Origin of the sequence: Micromonospora sp. NPDC047740 (assembly GCF_043204735.1) — a bacterium.
Lineage (GTDB): Bacteria > Actinomycetota > Actinomycetes > Mycobacteriales > Micromonosporaceae > Micromonospora.
On sequence record NZ_JBIDCT010000006.1, the window covers coordinates 150,637 to 174,460 of the forward strand.

Annotated in this window: 19 protein-coding genes; 11 read left to right on the forward strand and 8 right to left on the reverse strand. The window is 71.1% G+C overall.

What is annotated here, in order from left to right; genetic code table 11:
* The first annotated feature begins 108 nt into the window (after positions 1 to 108).
* The 6 genes from ACGF4F_RS13430 (at position 109) to ACGF4F_RS13455 (ending at position 6,145) form a co-directional block, all read left to right on the forward strand.
* Entirely contained in the window at positions 109 to 1,101 is a 993-nt protein-coding gene (locus ACGF4F_RS13430) for a permease (protein ID WP_393077664.1), read from the forward strand.
* Positions 1,098 to 1,811 carry a TIGR03943 family putative permease subunit gene (locus ACGF4F_RS13435; protein ID WP_393077391.1) on the forward strand — a complete coding sequence of 238 codons (714 nt, stop codon included), beginning with the start codon at positions 1,098 to 1,100 and terminating at the stop codon, positions 1,809 to 1,811. The genes ACGF4F_RS13430 and ACGF4F_RS13435 overlap by 4 nt, the downstream gene beginning before the upstream one ends.
* A 103-nt stretch (positions 1,812 to 1,914) precedes the next feature.
* Positions 1,915 to 2,727 (forward strand): SAM-dependent methyltransferase, encoded by an 813-nt coding sequence (locus ACGF4F_RS13440; RefSeq protein WP_357447893.1) that lies wholly within the window; start codon positions 1,915 to 1,917, stop codon positions 2,725 to 2,727.
* Between the two features lie 202 nt (positions 2,728 to 2,929).
* Positions 2,930 to 3,895 (forward strand): carbohydrate ABC transporter permease, encoded by a 966-nt coding sequence (locus tag ACGF4F_RS13445; protein ID WP_393077394.1) that lies wholly within the window; start codon positions 2,930 to 2,932, stop codon positions 3,893 to 3,895.
* The gene (locus ACGF4F_RS13450; protein ID WP_393077397.1) at positions 3,892 to 4,722 is read left to right on the forward strand and encodes a carbohydrate ABC transporter permease; all 831 of its coding nucleotides are present in this window, start codon (positions 3,892 to 3,894) and stop codon (positions 4,720 to 4,722) included. The genes ACGF4F_RS13445 and ACGF4F_RS13450 overlap by 4 nt, the downstream gene beginning before the upstream one ends.
* A 19-nt stretch (positions 4,723 to 4,741) precedes the next feature.
* Positions 4,742 to 6,145: an ABC transporter substrate-binding protein gene (locus ACGF4F_RS13455; protein ID WP_393077400.1), complete on the forward strand. Its 1,404-nt coding sequence runs from the start codon at positions 4,742 to 4,744 to the stop codon at positions 6,143 to 6,145.
* 128 nt (positions 6,146 to 6,273) lie between these two features.
* Here the strand turns inward: ACGF4F_RS13455 and ACGF4F_RS13460 are convergent, their stop codons facing one another.
* From ACGF4F_RS13460 to ACGF4F_RS13480, 5 genes are all read right to left on the reverse strand, one after another.
* Positions 6,274 to 8,928: a M36 family metallopeptidase gene (locus ACGF4F_RS13460; protein ID WP_393077403.1), complete on the reverse strand. Its 2,655-nt coding sequence runs from the start codon at positions 8,926 to 8,928 to the stop codon at positions 6,274 to 6,276.
* A gap of 519 nt (positions 8,929 to 9,447) precedes the next feature.
* Complete coding sequence (locus ACGF4F_RS13465) at positions 9,448 to 10,434, reverse strand: TrmB family transcriptional regulator (RefSeq protein WP_393077406.1); 987 nt, start codon at positions 10,432 to 10,434, stop codon at positions 9,448 to 9,450.
* Between the two features lie 137 nt (positions 10,435 to 10,571).
* Positions 10,572 to 14,276 (reverse strand): S8 family serine peptidase, encoded by a 3,705-nt coding sequence (locus ACGF4F_RS13470; protein WP_393077409.1) that lies wholly within the window; start codon positions 14,274 to 14,276, stop codon positions 10,572 to 10,574.
* 180 nt (positions 14,277 to 14,456) lie between these two features.
* Complete coding sequence (locus tag ACGF4F_RS13475) at positions 14,457 to 15,026, reverse strand: DUF305 domain-containing protein (protein ID WP_357442555.1); 570 nt, start codon at positions 15,024 to 15,026, stop codon at positions 14,457 to 14,459.
* Between the two features lie 75 nt (positions 15,027 to 15,101).
* On the reverse strand, positions 15,102 to 15,842 hold the full coding sequence (locus ACGF4F_RS13480; protein WP_357442552.1) for a lytic polysaccharide monooxygenase: 741 nt from the start codon (positions 15,840 to 15,842) through the stop codon (positions 15,102 to 15,104).
* A gap of 163 nt (positions 15,843 to 16,005) precedes the next feature.
* Between ACGF4F_RS13480 and ACGF4F_RS13485 the strand changes: the two genes are divergently transcribed.
* From ACGF4F_RS13485 to ACGF4F_RS13500, 4 genes are all read left to right on the forward strand, one after another.
* Positions 16,006 to 17,433 carry a hypothetical protein gene (locus tag ACGF4F_RS13485; protein ID WP_357442550.1) on the forward strand — a complete coding sequence of 476 codons (1,428 nt, stop codon included), beginning with the start codon at positions 16,006 to 16,008 and terminating at the stop codon, positions 17,431 to 17,433.
* Positions 17,434 to 17,511: 78 nt separating this feature from the next.
* On the forward strand, positions 17,512 to 17,901 hold the full coding sequence (locus tag ACGF4F_RS13490; RefSeq protein ID WP_357442548.1) for a DUF2267 domain-containing protein: 390 nt from the start codon (positions 17,512 to 17,514) through the stop codon (positions 17,899 to 17,901).
* 137 nt (positions 17,902 to 18,038) lie between these two features.
* The gene (locus ACGF4F_RS13495; protein ID WP_393077413.1) at positions 18,039 to 18,881 is read left to right on the forward strand and encodes a hypothetical protein; all 843 of its coding nucleotides are present in this window, start codon (positions 18,039 to 18,041) and stop codon (positions 18,879 to 18,881) included.
* Between the two features lie 80 nt (positions 18,882 to 18,961).
* On the forward strand, positions 18,962 to 19,387 hold the full coding sequence (locus tag ACGF4F_RS13500; RefSeq protein WP_393077666.1) for a zinc ribbon domain-containing protein: 426 nt from the start codon (positions 18,962 to 18,964) through the stop codon (positions 19,385 to 19,387).
* A 119-nt stretch (positions 19,388 to 19,506) separates the two neighbouring features.
* Here ACGF4F_RS13500 and ACGF4F_RS13505 read toward each other — a convergent pair whose 3' ends face one another.
* From ACGF4F_RS13505 to ACGF4F_RS13515, 3 genes are all read right to left on the reverse strand, one after another.
* Positions 19,507 to 21,144, reverse strand: coding sequence for an MFS transporter (locus tag ACGF4F_RS13505; RefSeq protein WP_393077416.1), 1,638 nt, complete (start codon positions 21,142 to 21,144; stop codon positions 19,507 to 19,509).
* Positions 21,138 to 21,833 carry an SDR family oxidoreductase gene (locus tag ACGF4F_RS13510; RefSeq protein ID WP_357442542.1) on the reverse strand — a complete coding sequence of 232 codons (696 nt, stop codon included), beginning with the start codon at positions 21,831 to 21,833 and terminating at the stop codon, positions 21,138 to 21,140. The genes ACGF4F_RS13505 and ACGF4F_RS13510 overlap by 7 nt, the downstream gene beginning before the upstream one ends.
* A 145-nt stretch (positions 21,834 to 21,978) precedes the next feature.
* A complete protein-coding gene (locus ACGF4F_RS13515; protein WP_393077419.1) occupies positions 21,979 to 22,557 on the reverse strand; it encodes a type 1 glutamine amidotransferase domain-containing protein in 579 nt (192 codons plus the stop codon).
* Between the two features lie 290 nt (positions 22,558 to 22,847).
* Here ACGF4F_RS13515 and ACGF4F_RS13520 point away from each other — a divergent pair, with 290 nt between their 5' ends.
* Positions 22,848 to 23,822 (forward strand): SRPBCC family protein, encoded by a 975-nt coding sequence (locus tag ACGF4F_RS13520; RefSeq protein ID WP_393077422.1) that lies wholly within the window; start codon positions 22,848 to 22,850, stop codon positions 23,820 to 23,822.
* Positions 23,823 to 23,824 lie beyond the last annotated feature (2 nt).

Genomic DNA, 23,824 nt, shown 5'->3' on the forward strand with positions numbered 1-23,824 from the left:
ACACTGTGGGGACTCTACGCTTCTGCCGTCCACACGAAGAAGGTGGCCGCACTGAGCGCAATCGACCCCGCCGACCTCGTCGCGCCGCCGTCCGCATCGCCCGCGCCACTGTCGCCGGCGCCAGCCGCCACACCCGTTCCACCCCGGCGAGACCGGACGATCGGTTCGGTCGAGGTGCTGTGCGTGCTCCTCATCCTCGTCGGCGTGCTGCACCGGCAGGTCGGCGGGTTGTTCGCCGATCCGCGGTTGCAGACCTGGTTGACGGTGTTCGTGTCGGTGCTGGTGCAGGCGGTGCCGTTCCTCGTGTTCGGGGTGGTGCTGTCGGCCGTGATCGCGGTGTTCGTGCCGCGCTCGTTCTGGGCCCGGGCCCTGCCCCGGCATCCGGCACTGGCGGTGCCGGTCGCCGGGATGGCCGGGGTGGTGCTGCCCGGCTGTGAGTGCGGCTCGGTGCCGATCGCGGGATCGTTGATCCGCCGCGGGGTCACCCCGGCTGCGGCGTTGGCGTTCCTGCTGGCCGCGCCAGCGATCAACCCGATCGTGCTGACCGCGACCGCCGTGGCGTTTCCGCGTAACCCGGAGATGGTCGCCGCCCGTGGCGGGGCGAGTCTGGTCGTGGCGCTGCTGATGGGTTGGCTGTGGCTGCGGCTGGGCCGCACGGAGTGGATCCGCCTGCCGCACCGGGCGCACCTCGACGGCCTGCCGCGGATGGCAGCGTTCTGGGCGGCCTGCCGACACGACATCATCCATGCCGGCGGGTTCCTCGTCGTCGGCGCGATGGCCGCGGCCACCATCAACGTGGCGGTGCCCCAACAGTTCCTGCACGACCTGGCCGCCCGGCCGGTGCTGTCGGTGCTGGCGCTGGCGGCCCTGGCCGTGCTGCTGTCGATCTGCTCCGAGGCGGACGCGTTCGTCGCCGCGTCGCTGTCGCAGTTCTCCCTGACCGCCCGGCTGGCGTTCCTCGTGGTCGGTCCGATGGTCGACCTGAAACTCGTGTCCATGCAGGCCGGAATGTTCGGGCGACGGTTCGCCGCCCGGTTCGCCCCGGCCACCTTCGCCCTCGCCGTGCTCGTCGCGGCCACAGTCGGGATGGTGATCTGGTGAACCGGGGCGCTCAGGCCGTGGTGATGGTGTTCCTCGGTGGCGCGATCCTGCGCGCCAGCCTCACGGACCTGTATCTCCGCTACGTCAAGCAGGGCCTGCGGCCCTTCCTCATCGCCGCCGGCGTGCTGCTGGTCGTCGCCGCCGTGATGGCGCTGGTGCACGAGATCCGCGACATGTACCGGCCCGCCGGAACGGACGATGACGGGCATGGGCACTCTGGGCCGGCGGTCGGCTGGTTGCTGCTGCTGCCGGCGCTCGCGCTGCTGTTCGTCGTGCCACCCGCCCTCGGCGCCGACACCGCCGCCCGCGCCGGCTCCGCCCTCACCGACAACCAGGACGTCGCCTACCCGCCCCTGCCGCCCGGTGACCCGGCCCGGCTCAGCCTCCTCGACTACGGCTACCGGGCGGTCTACGACCAGGGCCGGACGCTGCGCGACCGGCAGATCCAGCTCACCGGTTTCCTGGCCCCCGGCCCCGACGGCCAACCCATGCTCGCCCGCATCGTGCTGTCCTGCTGCGCCGCCGACGGCATCCCTATCAAGATCGGGCTGCGCGGCGACGTGCCCCACCTGCCGGCCGACACCTGGGTGCGGGCCACTGGCCGGTGGATCCCCCACACCGCCAAGGACCCGGTCAACGACTCCGACATCCCGTACTTCCAACTGGACGTCTGGCAGCAGATCACGCCACCGGCGGAGCCGTACGAGTAGGGCGCTGCTGGAGCACGCCGCCGGGGCGGTGCCGCGCTAGGCTGTGCCGGATTCGCGAATCGTCCTCAGTGGGAGGTTGCTCGTGCGGCAGGGTGACGAGGCAGTGACGGACCAGCAGCAGCCGGCGTCCGCCGGCATCGACGCCACGGTGCCGCACTCGGCGAGGATCTACGACTACTGGCTCGGCGGCAAGGACAACTTCGCCGCTGACCGGGCGGTGGCGGAGGCCCTGGTCGCCGCGATCCCCACGATCCGGGCGATGGCCGCCGAGAACCGGAGCTTCGTGCACCGGGTGGCGCGCTACCTCGTCGGGCAGGCGGGGGTACGGCAGTTCCTCGACATCGGCACCGGCATCCCGACCCGGCCGAACCTGCACGAGGTCGCCCAGCAGATCGCCCCGGAGACCCGGGTGGTCTACGTCGACAACGATCCGATCGTGCTGGTGCACGCGCGTGCCCTGATGGTCAGCACCGAAGAGGGGCATAGTGAATACATCCATGCCGACCTGCGGGAGCCGGAGAAGATCCTGCAGGACCCGGCGCTGACCGGCACGCTCGACCTGGACCAGCCGGTCGCCCTGACCTTGATCGCGATCCTGATGCTGCTCAAGGACGCCGACGACCCGTGGGGCAAGGTCCGGGTGCTGATGGACGCCCTGCCGTCGGGCAGTTATGTGGCCATCACCCACCCCACCGGGGACTTCGACCCGGAAGCGATGGCGACCGCCGTCGCCTCCGCCAATCACGGCGGGATGACTCTGGTGCCCCGGAGCCGGGACGAGGTCGCGCGCTTCTTCGACGGGTGGGAACTGATCGAACCGGGAATCGCACCGGTGATGGCCTGGCAGCCCGACAACGGCGCGCCGAGCGATCCGCACGCCGCCTACTACTGGGCGGGAGTCGCTCGCAAGCCGTAGGACTCCGCCGCCCTGGTGGCCACAGTCGATAGCACGAGTCTCGGCACCACCGGCCGGCCTGGCCAGGCCGGCCGGTGGGTGGCTGACCGTGCCCGCCATCGTCATTTCGGGCGGTCGGGCGCCCGGCGCTGGAGATAATTTCCGGGCCCGAATCCGGGGTGTAAGGATTTCTTCTTATCGATGTCGTTGATACTGTGCTGCCGTGTCTCCCCCTCGCACCGTCAACGCACCACCTGCCGACCGTGCCCCGACCGGGGAGACCGCTCGCTCCGGCGGCCCGCGGGCACAACGCCTTCGCCTCCGCGAAGCCGGTCTCGGGTGGTTGCTGCTGCTGCCGTCGGTGGTGGTCTTCGCCCTGTTCGTGTTCTGGCCGCTCGGGCGAACCCTGTACCTGTCGGTACACGGCAATGACATCTTCGGCGCCCCGTCGGCGTACGTCGGGGCGGACCACTACCGGGAGATGCTGTCCGCGGAGTTCGGTCGGGTTCTGGCCACGACCGCGTTGTTCACGCTCTTCTCGGTGCTGCCGGCCGTGGCCGGCGCGCTGGCCGTGGTGCTGCTGCTGGAGGCACGCATCCGGGGCGTACGGGTGCTGCGCACCGCGTTCGCGTTGCCGTTCGCGTTCTCGGTGGCGACCGCCTCGGTTGTCTTCGCGGTCATCTACAACCCGGCCATCGGGGTGGCCAACGGCCTGCTCGGCGCGTTCGGGATCGACCGGGTCAACTGGCTGACCGATCCCTCGATCGCGCTGCCCGCCGTCTGCGCGGCGACGGTGTGGATGAACTTCGGCTACAACATCCTCGTTCTCTCCGCTGGTGTGGCGGCCATCCCGCCCGAGGTCGTCGAGGCCGCCCGGCTGGACGGCGCGACCGGCTGGCGGCTGGCGTCGCGGATCACCGTGCCGCTGCTCTCCCCGCAACTGTTCTTCCTCGTCGTGGTCTCCACGATCCACGCCCTGCAGAGCTTCGGGCAGATCCACATCCTGACCAAGGGCGGACCTGACCAGGCCACCACCACGCTGGTCTACTCGATCTACGAGAAGGCGTTCGCCTTCGGCTCGGCGGACTTCGGCGCGGCCAGCGCGCAGGCCGTCGTACTCCTGGTCATCATGCTCGCCTGCACGGCCGTGCAGTTCGGCATCCTCGAACGGCGGGTCCACTACCGATGAGGAAACCCTCCCTCAGCCAGGTCGCCGTCTATGTCGTGCTCGGCGTGGCGGCGATCCCGGTCCTGTTCCCCGTCTACTACGGCTTCGTCGGCGCCGTGATGGGCCCGGGCGACCTGGCGACCTACCCGCCCGCGCTGGTGCCGACCGAACTGCACTGGCAGAACGTCACCGACGTGTTCCGGTCGGTGCCGCTGGGTCGGTTCTATCTGAACTCCGCGATCCAGGCCGGGGCCATCACCCTGGCCCAGGTCGTCACCAGTATCGTCGCCGCGTACGCGTTCGCGTTCCTCCGCCTGCCGGCCAGGGCCGCCACCTTCGGTCTGTTCCTCGCCACCCTGATGGTGCCGTGGGAGTCGATCATCATCCCCAACTACCTGACCGTGTCCGGTTGGGGGCTGGCCCGCGGCAGCCTGACCTACCTCGGCCTGGTGCTGCCCTTCCTCGCCTCGGCGTTCGGCACCTTCCTGCTGCGCCAGGCCTTCCTGCAGTTCCCGTCCGAGTTGCGGGACGCCGCGGTGATCGACGGCTGCGGCCACTGGCGGCTGTTGTGGCGGGTCCTCGTGCCGCTGTCCAAGCCGTCCATCGCGGCGGTCGGCGTGTACGTCTTCCTCTCGGCCTGGAACCAGTACTTCTGGCCGCTGATCCTGATCCGGGACACCGAGTTCCAGACGCTCCAGATCGGCATCTCGCAGCTCAACGACGCGGAGGCCGCCCAACCGGGTCTGGTCCTCGCCGGCGTGGCGCTCTCGCTGCTGCCCACGCTGGCCGTCGTGATCCTGGGTCAGCGCTACATCGTCCGCGGGCTCACCGCCGGCGCCCTGCGTTGAACCGACAGAAGGAGAACGCATGACAAGACTTCGGCTCCGCCGAACCATGACGGCACTCGTCGCCCTGGTGGCCGTCGCGGCAATGGGCGGGTGCGGCGGCTCGGGATCCGATGCCGGCGGCGACGCGCTCGACGCACCTGGCGCGGAGGTGCTCGAGAAGGCCACGGGCAAGACCACCATCGAGTTCTGGCACTCGATGAAGGGACCGAACGCCCAGGCGGTCGACCAACTGGTCGCCGACTTCAACGCCCAGAGCGGGGGCAAGGTCGAGGTCAAGGCGGTCTTCCAGGGCAGCTACGACGAGACGATCGCCAAGTACAAGGCGTCGGTCCAGCAGAAGAGCACCCCGGCGCTGGTGCAGATCTACGACATCGGCACCCGCTTCATGGTCGACTCGAAGCAGGTCGTGCCGGTCCACAAGTTCGTCGAGAAGGACGCGTTCAACGCCGCCGACATCGAGCCGAACATCGCCAGCTACTACTCCATCGACGGCAAGCTGTGGTCGATGCCGTTCAACTCCTCCACGCCACTGCTGTACCTGAACAAGGAGGCGTTCGAGCGGGCCCGCCTCGACCCGACGAAGCCGCCGCGCAACCTCACCGAGATCGGGGAACTGGCGAAAAAGCTGACCGTCAAGGACGCCAGCGGCAAGACCGTCCAGTACGGCTTCGGCGCCGCGATCTACGGCTGGCTGCTGGAGCAGTTGCTCGCCACCGACGGCAAGGAGTACTGCGACCACGGCAACGGGCGTACGGGCCTGGCCTCGAAGGTCCAGTTCGACCAGGAGACCGGGGTAGGCGTCGCGCAGTGGTGGACGGACCTGGTGAAGGGCGGCTACGCGACCAACACCGGACGCAAGACCGACGACGCGCAGGCCGCGTTCAAGGCGGGTACGGTCGCCATGCATCTGGAGTCGACCAGCGTGCTGCGCGGTTACGTCGACGCGGCGAAGGGCAAGTTCACCGTGCTCACCGCCCCGTACCCGAAGGTGGACAGCTCGTCGGCGGGTGGCCCGATCATCGGCGGGGCCTCGCTGTGGATCGGCGGTGTCGGCCACAGTGCGCAGGAGAAGCGGGCCGCCTGGGAGTTCGTGAAGTTCGCATCCAGCCCGGCCGCGCAGGCCAAGTGGCACACCGGCACCGGCTACGTGCCGATCAACGCCAAGGCCTTGGAGGAGCAGATCGACAAGGACTGGATGGCGAAATTCCCCCAGTTCCGCACCGCCGTCGACCAACTGCACGCGCTGCCCCCGTCGGTCGCGTCGGCCGGATGCCTGCTCGGTGTGATGCCGCAGGCGCGCAAGGCGTCCGAGGACGGCCTGGAGGCGGCGATCGTCGGTAGCAAGCCGGCGCAGCAGGCCATGAAGGACGCCGCCGCCAGCGTGCAGGGCGCCATCGACAGCTACAACAAGTCGGTCGGCTGACCGTCCGGACAACCCGGGCTGGACCCGGCGACGATGAGGGCCAGCTCCGCATGGAGCTGGCCCTCATCGCTTGCCACGCCGTCGGTGGGAGCGTTCCTCGTTGGGGCGCTCCCACCAGCGGCGAGGGCTCAGCTGGTGAACTTGAAGTAGGCGCGGTGCTGGAATCCGTTGTCGAGGGTCAGGACGAACTCGCGGCAGGTGCCGACCCAGGACGGGTCGGTCTTCCACGGGTAGTTGTACTGGCCGTTGGCGTTGACCGACATGCTCGATCCGCCGGGGTTGCGGGCCGCGACCGGGGTCGGCCGCGGGGTGGTGGCGCCGTCGGGGCCGACGGTCTTGAGGGTGTCGCAGTCGACCAGCCGCGAGTACGGCGAGCCGCTGGCGAGGATGTTCAGGCCCCGGTCGGCGGCGAGCTTGAACTTCATCGGTACGGCGTCGCCGGCGACGACGGTGTTCAGCGCCGGCTGCGCCGAGCGGCCGACGAAGTCGCCCCGGCAGGACGGGTGGGTGTCGAACGCCTCGCTGTTGTCGTTGCGACCGGTGGTGCCCTGCACCGCGCTGTAGCCCAGGCCACGGCGGGCGAAGGAGCCCCAGAGGATGCAGGCGTTCTCCCCGCCGGTGAGGGCGGCGTCGGCGGCGATGATCGCGTTGCGGCCGGTCACGAAGCCCGGGCCGCAACCCTGGAGCTTCAGCCCGTCGATGACCAGCTGCAGCGCGAGGTTGTTACCGCCGGTGTTCCACGCCTCGTAGGCGTTCGGGTTGAACCCGTGCCGGTCGACCAGATTCCAGGTCATGTCCCACAGGATCGAAGCCCAGCCGTGGCCGATGCCGTGCGGAGCCGCCAGCGAGGTGCCGTCCAGCCAGCCACCGGTCTTGATGCTGTCGTAGGTGAACGGCTGGATCTCCATGTTCCGCGAGTACGGCCGCGGGCGGATGCCGCCACCCACCCGGCTGTCTTGGAACAGCGCGTACTGCCCGTAGCCGCGGGCGTTCTCCGGGTCGTCGATCGCGGGGTTGAGCAGCGCGGTGATCGCGAGGAAGTCGCTCCAGCCCTCGCCCATCTGCTCGTCGCCGGTGAGGCAGTTGACGGTCGGGCCACCGGTCAGCCGGTTGGAAACGCCGTGGCCGTACTCGTGGAAGATCGTCTCCGAGCGGAACGAGGCGTCCCGCATCGCCGGCCGGTCCAGGTTGCGGTGCACCCGACCCGCGGCCGGCAGGCCGCCCTTGATGCGGTTTCCGTCGGCCTGGCTCACCATGACCGCGGGAATGCCGACCGCCGGGCTCATGGATCCGCTCATCGCCGCCGGGGCGCCCGCCACGTTGTTGACCACCACCACGGCGGCGGCACCGGCCTTCTCGGCGTTGGCCACCTGGGTGTAGAAGTTGCAGCCGCTGGTCCGGTCGACCACGGCGATCGCACCCTGGGGCAGCGTGTAGGCGCTGCAGCCGTCGCCGGTCGCCCCGACACCGTCGTTGACCAGCACCACCTCGCCGGCGAAGCCGGCGCTGGTGGGCGCGGGCGTGAACCGCGCGTACTCCGCCTCGTAGGTACCGGCGCCGGACCCCGCGTCGATCGTCACGGCGTTGGGCAGGCCGAACTGGTTGCCCGGCCAGAGGAACATCTGCATCCGGGGGCGACCGCCGTCCAGCGCCGGCGTGGAGAAGTTGGCGTTGTTCTGGCCGGACCCGTCGTGCGCCTCGCACTGCACGTCGTCGCCGCCGGTGCCGCCCCGGCCGTAGTTGTTGACCTGGAAGTTGCCGGACGCCTCGTCGAAGCCGTACCGGTAGGTCAGGTCGTGGACCATGTTGCACCAGTAGAACTGGTTCACCACGGCGGCCTGGGTGTAGGTCTGCGGGTGCTCGTTCAGGTCGGCCGGGAAGTTGAAGGTGAGGCCGGCGCCGCCCTCGGCGGAGCTACCGGGGTCGATCTGGTTGTTGGCGTCCCGGTCGGTGTAGGCGTGCGCGTTGTTGCCCCGGGTGATGGTGTACTCGGCGCCCGGGGCGCCGTTGGTGTCGTGCCAGCCGTACGGCGAGGCGTCCCCGTCAGCCGGGTTGGTCACCACGGTCTGCGGGCCGTCGTTCGGGTCACCCTTCGGGAACTCGAAGACGCGGTAGCTGGACCCGTCATCGACCGGGCTCGGGGGGCGGATCTTGGCGGCGGGGGTGCTGGTATTGGCGACCGTCGTGGCGGGGGCCTCGCGACGACCCAGCGTCGCGGCCAGGTCCTTCGGGCTGTCGTGGTCGGTCCAGTCGTCGGCGTTGAGCAGCTCGCCGGTGTGCGCGTCGACGCTGGCGTTCCACAGGTGGGTGTCGGAGGAGTCGTCGATGACCAGCTGCCAGGCCAGGCGCAACCCCTCGTCGGTCGGCTGCCAACCGAGCTTGGCCGGGATCGGCTGGTCGGAGATGCCGCTGCCGGACACCACCGTCCGCTGCGCCGCGCCGCCGCTGCTGCTCATCACCTTCGGGTTGGCCGGATCCGCGAGATCGAGGCCGTCGGCCGCGGCCTGCACGGCCTCGACCGCGTCCAGGGAGACGGCGCCGGAGGCCTTTTCCGACAGGCCGGACACCAGAGTGCCAGCGCCACCGACGAAGATGACACTGCCGTCCCGGGCGATGCTCACCGTCGTCACGGCCCCGAACACGTCGAGGTCCTTGTACCGCTGAGCCAGGTTGACGTGGGTGACCCCGTTGTGGCGGCTGGTGGAGCTCGACGCCACCACGAGGTCGGACAGGTCACCGGCGGCGACCTTGAAGTCGTCGGGATGAGCCCGCAGATAGGACATGGCGATGTCCTTCGCCGCGCCTTCGTTCGGGCCGGTCAGGAAAATCGGATTCTTCGGACCAGGCCCATCAGGCTCAGCCCAAGCCGGTCCCGCGGTCAACGACGTCGTAGCCGCGACCAGGGTCGTGGACAGCAACAACGCGGCGTTGCGACGACCACGGGACGGACGCCAATGCAGAGGCACCGCTGCTCCTTTCGGGGGTTGGAAAAGACAGCACGGAGCGCCGATCCACCACCGCCACCGGGCGGCCCGCCACGCCCATCCGCGGCGCTCGCCCGGCCTTCACGTTCAGTAACCAGACCCGTGCGAGGTGAATTGCATCGACGCTACGGTGCCCTTTACCAGCCGATCATCCGACGAGTGGCGAAACATTCGGCCACTACCTCCTACGCCTGTCGCGGTTCAGCCGGTGACACCAAAGTGGAGGTCCACATGCGGCGGAGACTGTGGGATCCGTTGCCGAAACGAGGCCTACGTGGGAGAGCTCCGCAGTGGATGCCGACCGGACGCTCGGACCGGTCACGCCCAGTTGTGGCGGGCGGCGTACCAGCCGAGTTGCATCCGGCTCTGAACGCCGGCGAGATCCATCAGGTAACGGAGGCGGCGTTGCAGGGTTCGCAGGGACAGGTCGAGCTGGCTGGCGACCGCCTGATCCGTGAGTCCGGCCAGCAGCAGAGCCAGGATCCTGCGGTCCAACCCGGTTGGCGCCGCTGAGTCCGCGCCCTGGGCGTCCTCGGTGGTGAGCTCGCCGAATGCGGAAACGTCGAGCGGATGGGCGCCGCGCCACACGATCTCGAACAGCGCATCCATCGCCGTGAGCAGGCCGGCACGGTGCAGCACCACCGCCCCGGGCTCGTCGCCCGGCGTGATGGTCAAGGGCACCAGGCCCAGTTCGGCGTCGGCCAGCATGAGCTTGATCGGTAACGACTCGGCCACCCGCACCTCGACGCCCCTGCGCAGCGAGTCGATGGTCTCGGCGACGACGCCCGGCTCGGCGAGCACCGCCCGGTCAACCACGACCCGGTAACGCACACCCTGAGCCACCAGCTGCGACTCGGCCGAATTCTCACCCGGCGGTACAGCGACGAACGGTGTGGTGACGAAGCTGCGAACCTGGGTACGGGCGGCGTGCTGCACCTGCGCGAACCGATGTCGGACCGCCTCGACGCCCGTGACCACCTCGATCAACTCGCTGATGGTGCGGCCCGCCATCGCCTTGCGGTGCTCCTCGGCGAGGTTGACCAGCGCCAGTTCGGCGATGCGCAGGGCTGCCCGTCGTTCGCTGATCATCGCACCGAGCGCGAGCGCGGGCGGTGCCGCGGCGTACTCGCCGTCGGGCGTGGACTTCACCAGACCGCACGCCGCCAGCTGCGCCAGCGCCGCCTCGACCGCGGACGCGGGCAGGTGCAGGGCTTCGCTCAGCTCCGCCGAGTTGGCCTGGGCACGGCCGGCGAGCACGCCGTACACCGCTTCGTGTTCGGGGCTCAGACCCAACGCGCCCAGCATCGGCGGCCGCCTCCCCTGCACCTGTCGCTGCGGGGAGAGTATGCGCCACAGTGTTGGATCTTGCCCAGACCCAGGCGGGGATGGGAAAGACGGGACGGGCCCCGGGACGTCGCCGCCCCAGGGCCCCTCGAACGGTCTCACCGGAGGCCGTACGCCCGAATGATCTCCTGCTTGATGCCGAAGCCGGCGTCGGTGGTCGCGGTGGCTCGCACCGACAGGAAGCCGCCCGGCTGATTCGCCAGCTTGAGCGCGCCGTTCCACCAGTCGCCGGTGTCCTTGCTCAGGGTCACCTGCTGCCAATTGGCGCCGTCGTCGTACGACACCTCCAGGGTCACCGACGTGACGTTGCCGGTGCTGGGCCCGCCGCCCGCCTGCGGGATCGGCTTGAGGCGGATCCCCTCGGTGGTGCCCGCCTTCACGTCGCCGTGCAGGTCGGTGTCGAGGCGGTACTCCATCTGCAGCAACGCGAACGGTTCGAAGTTGTCCGCCTCGTTGGAGCTGGAGACGAAGTCCCACTCGGTGTGCGTGCGGGTCGACAGCCGCCACTGCTCGGCCGGGCGGGATGCGTTCAGCACGAGGCGGTACGGCAGCGTGCCGGCCGGCACCGACTGCCACTGCATGCTCGACGAGAACTTGTTCTCGTACAGCATCCGGTCGCCCTGGTAGAGCTTCAGGTTGGTCGGCACCGAGCCCCACTCCAGGTTGCCGCCGTGCTCCAGCCCCTCCCCGGACGGGCTCCAGGCCTGGACGTTGATGGTCATGTAGTCGCGGTAGCGGCTGTTCTGGACCGCGAACGCCCGGTTGAACGCCGGCCGGATGGCCGGGGCGAACCAGTCGTGGCGGGTGGTGCTGCCCTTGGCGTACGTGTTGCGGTTGGCCGTGTCCGTCCAGCTGCCCTGCACGTGCGACTCGTGCCAGGCCTGCTCCGGGGTGACCCACTCGGTGCGGGTGGCGGGGTGCCACTCCCGCTCCTGGAAGCCGAGGGACGGTTTGAAGGTCATGTCGTACCGGTAGCCGCCGCCGTCCATTCCCCCGGTGACGCTGTAGTAGCGCGCGTCGATCCGGGCCAGGTCATTCCTGTTCGGGTGGTAGGTGAGCGCCCGGTCCGGCACCTGCCCGGAGTAGTTGCGGGTGAGGTCGTAGACGTAGCTCGCGTACGGCACCTGGTTGGTGATCAGCGGCAACGTGCCGGCCTTGGCCAGACTGATCAGTTGCGCCCCGGCGTCGCGGTGCACGGTGGCGACCGGGATCGGCGACGTGCCGACCGACTCGTTGAGCACGCCGACGCCGTCGTTGACGACCAGCAGCAGCTTCGCCCCGGCGGCCACGGCGGCGGCGGTACGGTCCCTGGCGCTGACCGCGTCGCTGCGGGTCACCACTACAGCCTTGCCCTTCACGTCGAGCCGGGCGTAGTCGGCGGCCGCACCGGTGCCCGCGTAGACCGCGGGCAGCGTGCCCCGGCCGGCGGTGAGGGTGCTGCCCGGCTGGACCGTCACGTCCACGGCCGGCAGGCCGGGGACATCCACGCTGAGCTGCGGCTCGCCCTTGCGCCACCGGGTGGCCATCGTGAACGACCCCTGGCTGACCTTGTCGGTCGGCGTGACGTAGAGATCGTCGTACTTGATCGGCACCACGAACCCGTCCCGGAAGCTGTCGCCGTTGGCGTACGTGACGGTGTAGTCGAGCTTGCGCTGCCGGTCCTGGCTCCGCTGCGGCGCGACGGTGTCCAGCAGGCGCGCCTTGCTCGCGTCCAGCACCACCTCGGCTCCGGAGCCGTCGAGCGCGGTCTCCGGGTCCACCAGCAGGGCGAGCCCGAGCGAGTCGGCCCGCTCACCCGGAACGTCCAGCGTCGACTCGACCGTGTAGGTGCCCGGCGGCATCCGCAGCGTCATCTCACCGTCGACAGTGAGCACCCACGGGTAGAACTCGCCGGCCTTCTTGATCACGACGTTCGAGGCGGCGGGCTTGCCGTCCCGGCCGATCAGCTTGACCTTCAGGTCGTAGCGCTCGTCCTCCTTGAGCAGACCGAGCGAGGTACGGGTGACCGCGGTGCCCGTGGCGGCGTCGGTGCCGACGAGGTAGCCGGTGAACTGGCCGGTGCCGGGCTTGGTCGGGTCACCGGTGACCGGTACGCTCACGCTCCCACCCGCGGGCACCGTCACCGAGGAGGCGCCCAGTGCGAACGGGCCCGAACCGGCGATCGCCAGGTTCAGCGTCACGGCGCTGCTGCCCGAGTTGGTGAACGTCACCTGCTTGGTCACCGGGGCGTCGGTGGACTCGTGCGGCCAGTCGAAGTTGCCGAAGAAGACCGAGCCGCTGGCCCGGACAGTCGCCCGCACGGCGGCGGCGACGTCAAGCCGGCCGGTGCCCACCTCGTACGCCGAGTACCCGGCGGCCAGCCCCTTCGCGCTGCTCATCAGCGCGTCCTTGAGCTGCGCGCCGGACCAGTCGGGGTGACGCTGGGCCAGGATCGCCGCGGCGCCCGAGACGTGCGGGGTGGCCATCGACGTGCCGCTGATGCTCCGGTACAGGCCGGAGCCCGTGGTCATCTGCTGCGAGCGGGCGGCGGTGATGTCGACGCCGGGGGCGGTGATGTCCGGCTTGAGGGCACCGCTGCGCACCAGCGGACCGGTGCTGGAGAAGTACGCCAACCGGTCCTGCTTGTCGACGGCACCGACCGTCAGGGCGCTGGCGGCCGAGCTGGGCGTGCCGATGCTCTGCGGCCCGGCGTTGCCGGAAGCGATGACGAACAGCGTGCCGTACTGCGCGGACAGCGTGTCGACCGCCACCGCCATCGGGTCGGTCCCGTCGGAGAGCGTCGGGTCGCTCAGGCTCATGCTGACCACGTCCGCCCCGGATTCGGCCGCCCACTGCATGCCGGCGAGCACCCAGGAGTCCAGGCCGGAACCGGCGTTGTTGAGCACCTTGCCCACGATGAGGTCCGCGCCGGGCGCGACACCCTTGTACGTGCCGCCGGACGCCGCACCGGTGCCCACGATCGTCGAGGCGACGTGGGTGCCGTGACCGTTGACGTCCGCTGTGTCCTCGTCCGGTACGAAGCTGACCTTGTCGTCGATCTGGTTGACGAGGTCGGGATGGCTGGCGTCCACCCCGGTGTCCAGTACGGCGACCTTCACCCCGCGGCCGTCGTACCCGGCAGCCCACGCCTGCGGCGCGCCGATCTGCGGCACGCTCTCCTTGAGGCTGGCGGTGACCCGGCCGTCCAGCCAGAGCTTCTCAACGCCGTTGGCGAGCGCCCGGCTGGACCCGGGGGCGGCCGGGGCAAGGGTGGTCCAGAAGGAGCGGGTGTGCCGCTTGTCCACCGCCAGCGCGGCGGCACCGACCCGCCGCAGGTCGCGGACCAGCTTCGCGCCCTGGGGCGGGACCGGCTTGGCGGTACGCGCCCTGGCCGGCGCGTACGTGCTGATCAGGGGCACGCTCGCGGTCGTCGCGTCGTCGTAGCCCATCTCGATGAGATCGGTGACGTTGAACAGCCGCCGGTCCAGCTTGTCGGCGGCCAGCAGGGGCAGTACCTCGTCGGGCAGGACGAACAGGTCTTCGCCGCTCTCCTGCAGGTGGACGCCGCCGGTGGCGTTGTCGGGCCGGTCGACATCGACCGTCTCCGCGCCGCCGACGGAGGTGGTCACCGTGACCACATCGCCGGTGATCAGGGTAACGGTGTGCGTCGACTTGATCGGGGCCTTGAGGGCGGTGACCGGGTTCGCCGCGGTCGCCGGCGCCTGGACCCCGGCGATTCCGCCAGTGATCAGGCCGGCTGCCGTCACGGCGGCGATCAGCCGCCGGACCCGGCCAGGCATAGAGGGCGGTAATGGTGATGACATGCGAAACGTTCTACCCTCGGCGTCGCGGCCGAATAAATAGCTGTCACTGGCGGAGTCGCGCCAAGGCATCACCCCGCCACCGGCAGACGCCGGCGCGGAACAGCGGCGGGAACGCGTGGAGGCGAGCAGGGGCGGCCAGCCGCCAGCTCTTCCGGAGGGTCGGTCCGCCCGTCCGTACCGTCATCGCCCGGGCGGCGCGGCCGGGAGCTTCGCCATCAGCTCAACCTCGGCGGTGCGCGACCGTTCGATGCGCCGGGCCAGCTCCCGGACCCGCTCGCTGCTGCCGGCACGCACCTGCGCCCGGGCCAGGCCGGCCGCCGTGCGCTGGTGCGCGCTGAGCACGTCCAGGAGCACCCGGTCCACGTCGCCGGGCGCGGCGGCGCGCAGCCGGGCGAGGCCGGCGACGGCGTCGCTGTGTCCGGAGTGATCGTGCCGGGCGGCGACGGCCATCGCCGAAGGGCCGGCGTCGCGCAACCAGCCGCGCATGCTGGCCAGTTCGTCGGTCTCGGTGACGTCGATGGCGGCGATGAGCGTACGGATCCGGGTGTCCGCCGCGCGGTCGAGCCCGAGCCGGACGATCTCCAGGGTCTGCTCGGTGTGCGCCACCATCATGGTCAGGAACAGCACGTCGATGCCGCTGGTCGGGGTGTCGGCGGCCGCGCTCGGCGCGGGGGCGGGTCGCGGCGGATCTGGTGCGCACCCGGCGGACAGCAGGATCATCAGCAGGGCGGCGGGCAGCAGACGACGCATGCCGTTCCTCCGTTCCGTCGGCCGGGGGCCGGGGGCCGGGTGCGGCACACGCCCGGCGTGGCCGCACCCGGGCGGTCAGATCTGGAGCCACAGCGCCGGGGTGTTCGGCGGCTCCCATCCCGGGAGCGCGGTGTGCGCCTGACGGCAGCGGTACGTCAGGCCGTTGTAGGTCACCTGGTCACCGACCTGGTAGGCCCGGCCGGCGGTCCACGTGCCGCCCGGGGCGGGCGAGTTGGTCGGGCTCACCGTCGGGCTGGGCGTGGGCGACGGCGTGGTCGGGGTCGGGCTGGGCGTCGGCCCACCACCGCCGCCGATCTGCAGGTCGACGCAGGAGTAGAAGGCGTTGGCGGTGTCGGCGATGTTCCAGATCGCGAGGAGCTTCTGGCGGCCGGAGAACCCGCCGAGGTTGACGGTGTGCGACACGGTGGCGTCGGGCTGGCGGCCGCCGCCGTCGAAGACGCCGACCCGGGTGTTGCCGATCCAGTACTCCCAGTTGCTGGTGGCGTGGCGGGCGGTGTTGACCCAGGTGAACGTGACCGTGCTGCCGACCGAGGTGGCCGGCCAGTTGCGGCTGTCGTCGTTCAGCACGGCGAACTGGGCGATCCCGGCGTGGCAGCTCCGCAGCCCCTTCGGGCCTTCGACGCTCTGCGGCTCGTACTTGATCTGACCGCAGTCCGGGACGCGGTTCTGGGCGCACAGCGCCTGGCGGCTGGGGGGCGAGGAGACGTACCCGTGGGCCTGGGCGGGCGCGGCGACGGCCAGGGTGGACGCGACGACGCCCGTCGTGAGGAGCGGGAGGCTGATTCTTCGACGCATGACGGCTTCTCCTTCCGGGGGGACACGTGGGAGATGGGATGAACATAAGTTAAACCTTGTTAACAGTAAAGACTGCTGTCTATATATTTCCCAGCCGCAGATCGGCCGCCCGTGAGTACGCGGGCTCAGGTGCCCGGGCCAGCGGCGTACCACGATCACGGACATGACAAATGCCGACGGCGCCCGAGGACTCGTCGCGCTGCAGCTCGGGGCGGTGTGGGCGCTGGGCGGCCTGCTGCTGCCGGCTGTGGTGCAGGGGTTGGCACCGCTGCTCTTCATCGGTTGGGGCGCGGTGCTGGCCGGCGCGCTGGGCGGCGTCGCCGCCGTCGTCACGTGTCTATGGCTGGTCATCACCCCCACCGGCTCGGTATCGGTCCTCGGCGGGACCGCGCCGCGCCGGGCCGGCTGGGCGCTACTGGTCTTCGGGGGCGGTGCCGCACTGTGGCGGTTGGGCTGGGCCGTGACCGACGAGGCGCAACTTGGGGTCAGCAACCATCAGGTCCTGACCATCGTCCTCGGAGGTGTGCCGTTCGTCCTGATGGCAGGGATGCTCCTGCGCCCACGGCCGCTCCGGCTCGGCGCAGCGGCGGCGCTCGTCGGGGTCGCCGCGCTCGGACTGCTCGCGTTGAAACATCTCGGCCCGGACGAGCTGCCGATGCGCCTGCAATCCGCCGGCCTCGACCGCAGCACCGCCTACGCGGTGGAGATCCCCGGCTACCGCCCGGTCGACGACGCCTACGGCGGTCGGCTCGGCACCGGGGACTTCCTGCCCGCCGACCCGAACGCCGTCCCGCCGCCGCGATACGTCACCATCGTCGCCTATGGACCGTCGGCGTGGCGCGACGGCAAGTGCCAGATCCCCGTGGACTCGCACCTGTCCACCGCCGACTGCACTCTGGAGTCCGGCGGCCTGGCCTACGTCCACGGGGTGGTGGAGCACGGATACCGGGTCCGTCGCGGTGCGGCGAGCGTCGTGGTGGCCGGGTCGCTGGCCGTCGACCGGCAACTCCTGCGCCAGGCCGCCCTGACGGTCCGTCCCGCTTCGGCAGCCGAGCGAGCGACGGCAGCGGCGCCCGAGAGGATATTCGTGGCGGACGTACCGGGCTATCGCGGGCAGCCCATGGGCATTCCGCCCGGCATGAGCTATGAGCCGGCCGACCATTCCAGCGGGCCGCAGAGCGTGCTCATCTCGCTCCACGCCGTCCGGGCGGCCAGTGACGAAATCTGCTTCCAGGTCATTTGCCAACCGGAAGGCGACGGACTGACCTACGTCCGGGGTGACGCGACGCAGGGCTACGTACTGCGGCGCGGGGAGGTCAACGTCCGGGTCACCGGCGGCGTCTCCGTGGACCGCGCGCTGCTGCGCCAGGTCGCGCTGGCCGCCCGTCTGGCCACCGACGCGGAGCTGCTCCGCGCCCTGCCGCCAGCACCCGCCGACGGTCCCCTCGACCGGCTACGCACCTGGCTACGGGAGCACCCGGAGGCTTCCGCGCCGCCATGCCGGGCCTCTGGGCGCACCGGATGCCGCCGAAGCAGGCGCACCGGCCGACGACACATGCCAGGATCATCCTCGCGGGCGGCATTTGTCTGAGGCCGCCGTCTGCCGGCACGCGGTCGCGGCCCATCCGGCGCCGGGGCCTCGATGAGCTGCGGCTGTGGTGAGGGCGGAATGAAATATCAGGAATTCGTGGCGCGGGTGCGGGAACGGGGCGAGTACGACGACGCCGCGGAGACGCAGCAGGTGATCAGCGTGGTGGTGACCGCCCTCGCGGAACGGCTGACCGCGGACGAGGCACGACAGCTTGGCTCGCAACTGCCGGAACAGCTGGGCGACTTCCTGGAGACCACGACCGGCGGCGGCCAACGCGTCGGAGTGGCCGAATTCCTCCAGCGAATCAGCGACGGGACCGGCGCGACCGAGCGAACCGCCGAGTGGGACGCCAGCGCGGTCCTGACGACCATCGCCGACGCGGTGTCCGGCGGGGAGCTCAACGACGTGTTGACCCAGCTGCCGTCCGGTTACGCCACACTGTTCGGCCGGCCCAGCGTGTCCGGCTAGTGCGGTGTCCACTTACGTTCGCCGGGTTGGCCGGCCGGAAATTGTCGTACCCGTCGGGTTGGGTGTGGCTCGTGCCTCGTCGTCGGGGCCCCGCCGCGCCCAGGGTGGTGTACCGGACTGCGCGTGTGGCGGTGCGGGTGACGTCGGGGCAGCGGCGGCGGTGCTTCGGCCTGCTGCGCTCGGCCGGTGACGTGTGGGCGTGTGTCCTGGAGATCAACGGGTGGCGGCGCCGCCGCCACGACGCGCCGCTGGTTGGTTATCAGGCGTTGTGCCGGGAGCTGTCGGGGTCGGGGCCGGGCACGTTCGGGGAGTTGGACAGCGCGGGTGCCCGGTCGGTGTTGCGGCGGTTCTCCGATGCGTGGTTCGCGGCGGCGAAAGCCCGCCAGGACGGTGACCTGTCGGCGCGGTTTCCGCGGCGTCGGCGGGCGTTGATGCCGGTGCGTTGGTATCACGGCACGTTCACCCTGGACGGGCGGCGGGTGCGTGTCCCGACCGCGCAAGGCGCGTCGCCGTTGTGGATCCGGTTGGCGCGGGAGGTGCCGTATCCGGTCGAGCAGGTCCGCTCGGTCACCCTGCTGTGCGAGGGCGGCCGGCTGTTCCTCGACATCACCGCCGAGGTCCCCGTGGCGGTGTATCCACCCGGTGAGGGGCCGGACCCGGCCAGGGTTGCCGGAGTCGACCTGGGCATCATCCACCCGTATGCGGTCGCCAGCCGCGACGGTGAGGGCCTGTTGGTGTCGGGGCGGGCGATCCGCGCCGAGCACCGTATGCATCTCGCCGACACCAAAACCCGCCGCCGCGCCGTGGCCTACCGGGCGCCGAAGCCGGGCCAGAAGGGTCACGGCGGTGGCGGAAATACCGCCGCCGGGCCCGGCTGGTGGAGGGCCGGCACAAGCGCCGGGTCCGGCAGGCCCAACACGAAGCCGCCCGCACCGTGGTGTCGTGGGCGGTGGAGCAGCGGGTCGGTGTGCTCAGGGTAGGTAACCCACGCGGGATCCTCGACATCGACGCGGGGCGGCGGCACAACCTGCGGCTGCGGCAATGGCAGATCGGCCGGCTGATGCAGGTCCTCACCGACAAAGCTGTCCAGGCCGGTATCACCGTCGACCCCGTTAACGAACGCGGCACGTCCTCCACCTGCCCCGCCTGTCTGCGGCGGGTACCGAAACCCCGCGGCCGGACCCTCTCCTGCCCGCACTGCCAGTTCTCCGGGCACCGCGATCTGATCGCGGCTGCCATCATCGCCACCCGCACCCCGGGCGGCGGACCCACCACCCCCACAGCAGCCGTTGTGCTGCCGAAGGTGGTCACGCACCGTCGAGCCGGCCGACACCTACCCGGTGCCGGCCAGTCCCGGCGTGACCCCCGCCGCCCACCACAAGCGGCGAGAGGATCAGTTGGCCCGCGGAGGCCCGCCCCACCACCAGGTGGGGAGTCGCTCGCCATAACGGCGAGGATCCACAACAGTGCACCGGAAACCCGGTGAACGTTAGTGGACACCGCACTAGCATCCGGAACGGGGGGCATTCCGGAACCACGGCCCAGGGCTGACGAACGGCCAGCGCCCGACGCGGCACACGCCGCTTGCGCTGCCGGCGGCGCCGGTCACGCCGCCGCCTGATGGTCGGTCATCGCCAGGTCGGCCGCGGCCGGCAGCAGGTGGCGCACCTCCGGCGCGCCCTCGGCGAGTTCCCGGGCCCGGTCCTCGGCCTGCTGGTCGGCCTCCGTCAACCGGCCACCGTGCTGGCGCAGGTGCTCGTCCCAGGACGGCACCAGATAGACCTCGGTGAGCTGGTCCGGGGTCTCCCCGGCGCGAAACAGGCCCCATCGCATCGCCCCGGTGCGCTGCCGGAAGCCGCGGATGTGGTCCATCGCCGCCAGGAACTCGGCCTCCCGCTCCGGCCGGACGGTGTACGTGACCAGCACCAGCACCGGACCGATCCGGGGGTCCGGTTCGAGCACCAGCGACAGCGGCGGCCGGTAGACGGCCGGATCCTTGATCACCCCGCGCAGGTCCGGCAGCGGCCAGATCTGGGAGGTCAACGCGCCGATCAGCATCAGCACGGCGGCGACGTAGAACGCGGTGACCAGCCCACCGAAGTCGGCCACCACGCCCCACACGAACGCGCCGACCGCCTGCCCGCCGCCCTGGACCACCTGGTAGACGGCCAGGCCGCGGGCGCGTACCCAGGCCGGCAGGAACAGCTGGATCTCGGCGTTGACGTTGGCCAGGACGGCCACCCAGGCCACCCCGGCGGGCAGCAGCGCGACCAGCACCACCGGGATGATCCGCACCGACGCCACCACGGCCAGCGTCGCCCCGTACAGGACCCCGGCGACCAGCAGGAACTGATTGGCGGTCATCCGGGTGCGGATCCACGGCAGCAGCAGGGCGCCCACGATGGCGCCCACGCCGAGCGCGGCCAGCAACAGGCCGTATCCGCTGGAGCCCAGGCCGAGCCGCCGGCTGGCCACCAGCGGCAGCAACGCCCACAGCGCGCTCGCCGGGATCACGAACACCAGCGCGCGGCGCAGCAGCCGGCGCACGGTCGGCGAGTGGCGCACGTACCGGCCGCCGGCCCGAAGCGCGGCGGTGAACCGCTCGGGCACCTCGACGGCGCGGGCGTCGCCGGGCCGCCACCGGGCCAGCGCCAGCGCGAACACCAGGAACGCCACGGCGTTGAAGCCGAAGACCGGGGCCACGCCCGCCCGGGAGATCAGCACACCGGCCACGGCCGGCCCCACCGCCCGGGCCACGTTGACGCTGATCGAGCCGAGCGCGGAAGCCGAGCGCAACTGCTCGCGGGACACCAGCTCCGGGATCACCGCCGCCCAGGCCGGCAGGGTCAGCGCCTGCCCCACGCCGAAGGCGAACGTGAGCGTGAGCAGCAGCGCCGGCGGCATCCGCCCGGCCGCCGTGAGCAGCGTCAACCCCAGCGCCACCGCGACCATGAAGAGTTGCACGGCGATCAGCAGGTGCCGCCGGTCGAAGGTGTCCGCGAGGGCGCCCGCGGGCAGCGCCAGCAGCAGCATCGGCAGCAGGCTGGCGGTCTGCACCAGGGCCACCAGGGTGGAGGCGTCGGACGTGTGGACCAGCAGCCACTGGGCGCCGACCGTCTGCATCCAGGTGCCGATGTTCGCCGCGAGCAGGGCCAGCCACAGGCTGCGGTAGACCGCCGTCCGCAACGGCGCCCACGCCGAGATCTGTGGCTCGGCCGCGGTGGCGTCGTTGGCGGCTACCACCGGCCGTCCGCCCGGAGTACCCGCTCCCCGGAGACGTACAGGTCGTCGGGGGTGAACTGGAGCAGCCGGACCACTTCGGGCGCGACCTGCTCGGGCATGGCGTAGATCTGGTCGAGGAACTCGTCGCCGACCCGCTCCTGCAGCCGGGTGGGCATCGGCCCCGGGTGCAACTGCATGACCTTGATCCGGTTGCTGTGCTGCGCCTCGGCCAGCGACTCGATCAGGCTGGTGCCGTAACTCTTGGTCGCCCGATAGACGGGAATGCCGGGACGGGCCCGGGTCACCGCCATCGCGCCGACGTACACCAGGTTTCCGAAGTCCTGCCGGTGCAGGTGGTGCAGGGCCTCCCGGCACAGGAACGTGGTGCCGAGCACGTTGACCTCGACCGCGCGGCGGATCCGCTGCGGGGACAGTTCCTCCAGGTCACCGCCCGCCCACACCGACGCGCACGCGGCGACGCCGTCGATCACCTCGTACCGGTCGACCGCAGCGGCGAACGCGTCCCGGACCTGCTCGTAGGAGGAGATGTCGCAGACGATTCCGGCGCATTTCAGGTCGTCGGCCACCGCCGCGACCTCGTCGGGCACGTCACCCAGAACGATCACCTGATGCTCCTCGACGAGCAGGCGGGCGACGGCCAGACCGAGTCCACTGGTCCCTCCGGCCACGATGAAGGTTCTGGCGCCCATGCCTCTCCAGTCCGTCGCGACGCGCGAGCGGTACGCGGTGGGTGACCCGGAGTGCCTTCCCGCTCGGGCCGGTTCCACACCCCGCGGCGGGCGCAGAGGCGGGCGCTGGACCGGGCGCGGATCCCGGACCAGCGCGCGGCACGCGTCAGGCCGCTGCCGCCTGGCGGTGCGTACCCTCGGCGAACTCCTCGACCATCTTGTCGCAGAACGCCGGCAGGTCACCCGGGGCGCGGCTGGTGACCAGGCCATTGTCCACCTGGACCTGCTGGTCGACCCAGTTCCCGCCCGCGTTGACGATGTCGGTGTGCAGACTGGGGAACGAGGTGACCGTCCGCCCCTTGACCATCCCGGTCTCGACCAGCGACCACGGGCCGTGGCAGATCGCCGCCACCGGCTTGTTCTGCTGGAAGAACGCCTTGACGAAGTTCATCGCCGCCTGGTTCATCCGGAGCCGGTCCGGGTTGACCGCCCCGCCGGGCAGCACCAGGGCGTCGTAGTCGGCGGGATCCGCCTGGTCCACCGTACGGTCCACCCGGTAGCGGTTGGCCGGGTTGATGTCCCGGTTCATGGACTGGATCTCGCCGGACTTGATGGAAATGAGCTGTGCCTCGGCACCCGCCTGCTCCGCGGCGGCCCGGGACTGCGTGTACTCGATCTCCTCCACCCCGTCGGCGGCGAGAAAGGCGACTCGCTTACCGCGCAGCGGCTGCTGGGCGTTGGCCATGATGCAGCCTCCCTTCGCGGCGCCGCCCCTGCGGCGGCGCGCTCGTCCCAGCCGCGTTCCCGAGGCCGGCCTGGACAAACGGACCCGCAGCGGCACGGCCCGCGGGACAATCCGGCGCCGCGACTGCCGGTCGTGCGTCGTGGCGAGCGGCGGTCCCCACGGCCTGGCCGGCCGGTGGATTCGACCCGAGTCACGGGTGTGGGGCCGGATTTTGCGGGTAAGGCACGCCGGCCAGTACCGGACGCCACGCCGTTCGCCGGCACCAACTACTCGAAGACGGGTGAGCAGGCATGACAGGAAAGACGACCATGGGGGTCCGCTCGGTGACGGACACCCTCGGGATCGAGCGAGCGGCGCAGGACCGCGGATCGGAAGGGCTGGCGCGTCTGCTCGGCTGGGTCAGCCTCGGTCTCGGCGTGACCGCCCTCGCCGGCGGGTCCAGGGTCGCCCAGGCATGCGGCGTCGACGATTCACGCACCGCCCGGATGGTCCTGCGTGCCGCCGGCGCCCGGGAGCTGGGCCACGCCGCCGCGCTGCTGATTCCGCGCCGGGCCGGCCTGGCCGGGTGGACCCGGGTCGCCGGTGACGTGCTGGACCTGGCCGCGACCGGCCAGGCGATGCGTAACCGCCGCGGCGAGCGGCGGCGCCGGCTGACGTACACCATGGCCGCCCTCGCCGGGATCACCGCGGTCGACCTGTACGCCTCGATCCGTGCGACCCAGCGCCGCCGGGTCTACGACGGCGGCCGGGCCTACGGCTCGGTGACGGTCAACCGCACCCCCGAGGAGACCTACAACTTCTGGCACGACTTCGAGAACCTGCCCCGCTTCATGTACCACCTCGAGTCGGTACGCCGGACGGACCCACGCCGGTCCCGGTGGACCGCGAAGGCCCCCGCCGGCCGGAGCGTGCAGTGGGAGGCCGAGATCATCGAGGACCGGCCCAACCAGCTGATCCGGTGGCGTTCCCTCGACGGCGCGCGGGTGCCGAACGGCGGCAGCGTGCGGTTCATGCCGGCCGCCGGCAACCGGGGCACGGAGGTGCGGGTCGAGCTGGAGTACTCAGTGCCCGGCCGCGCCATGGGCCGGCTGGCGGCACGCGCGTTCGGCGAGAACCCGCAACAACAGATCTGCGACGACCTACGGCGGTTCAAGCAGGTCATCGAGACCGGTGAGATCGCCCGATCCGACGGCATGCCGGACGGGACGAGCGTCAAGGCGCAGGCCCGGCAGCGCCCGGCCCGACCGCTGGCCCGGATCGCGTGAGG

Coding starts and splice junctions, on each gene's coding strand:
- ACGF4F_RS13450 (WP_393077397.1), top strand. CDS start 3,892: ATGAGGAAACCCTCCCTCAGCCAGGTCGCCGTCTATGTCGTGCTCGGC.
- ACGF4F_RS13455 (WP_393077400.1), top strand. CDS start 4,742: ATGACAAGACTTCGGCTCCGCCGAACCATGACGGCACTCGTCGCCCTG.
- ACGF4F_RS13460 (WP_393077403.1), bottom strand. CDS start 8,928: ATGTCCTATCTGCGGGCTCATCCCGACGACTTCAAGGTCGCCGCCGGT.
- ACGF4F_RS13465 (WP_393077406.1), bottom strand. CDS start 10,434: ATGCTGGGCGCGTTGGGTCTGAGCCCCGAACACGAAGCGGTGTACGGC.
- ACGF4F_RS13470 (WP_393077409.1), bottom strand. CDS start 14,276: ATGTCATCACCATTACCGCCCTCTATGCCTGGCCGGGTCCGGCGGCTG.
- ACGF4F_RS13475 (WP_357442555.1), bottom strand. CDS start 15,026: ATGCGTCGTCTGCTGCCCGCCGCCCTGCTGATGATCCTGCTGTCCGCC.
- ACGF4F_RS13480 (WP_357442552.1), bottom strand. CDS start 15,842: ATGCGTCGAAGAATCAGCCTCCCGCTCCTCACGACGGGCGTCGTCGCG.
- ACGF4F_RS13485 (WP_357442550.1), top strand. CDS start 16,006: ATGACAAATGCCGACGGCGCCCGAGGACTCGTCGCGCTGCAGCTCGGG.
- ACGF4F_RS13490 (WP_357442548.1), top strand. CDS start 17,512: ATGAAATATCAGGAATTCGTGGCGCGGGTGCGGGAACGGGGCGAGTAC.
- ACGF4F_RS13500 (WP_393077666.1), top strand. CDS start 18,962: ATGCAGGTCCTCACCGACAAAGCTGTCCAGGCCGGTATCACCGTCGAC.
- ACGF4F_RS13510 (WP_357442542.1), bottom strand. CDS start 21,833: ATGGGCGCCAGAACCTTCATCGTGGCCGGAGGGACCAGTGGACTCGGT.
- ACGF4F_RS13515 (WP_393077419.1), bottom strand. CDS start 22,557: ATGGCCAACGCCCAGCAGCCGCTGCGCGGTAAGCGAGTCGCCTTTCTC.
- ACGF4F_RS13520 (WP_393077422.1), top strand. CDS start 22,848: ATGACAGGAAAGACGACCATGGGGGTCCGCTCGGTGACGGACACCCTC.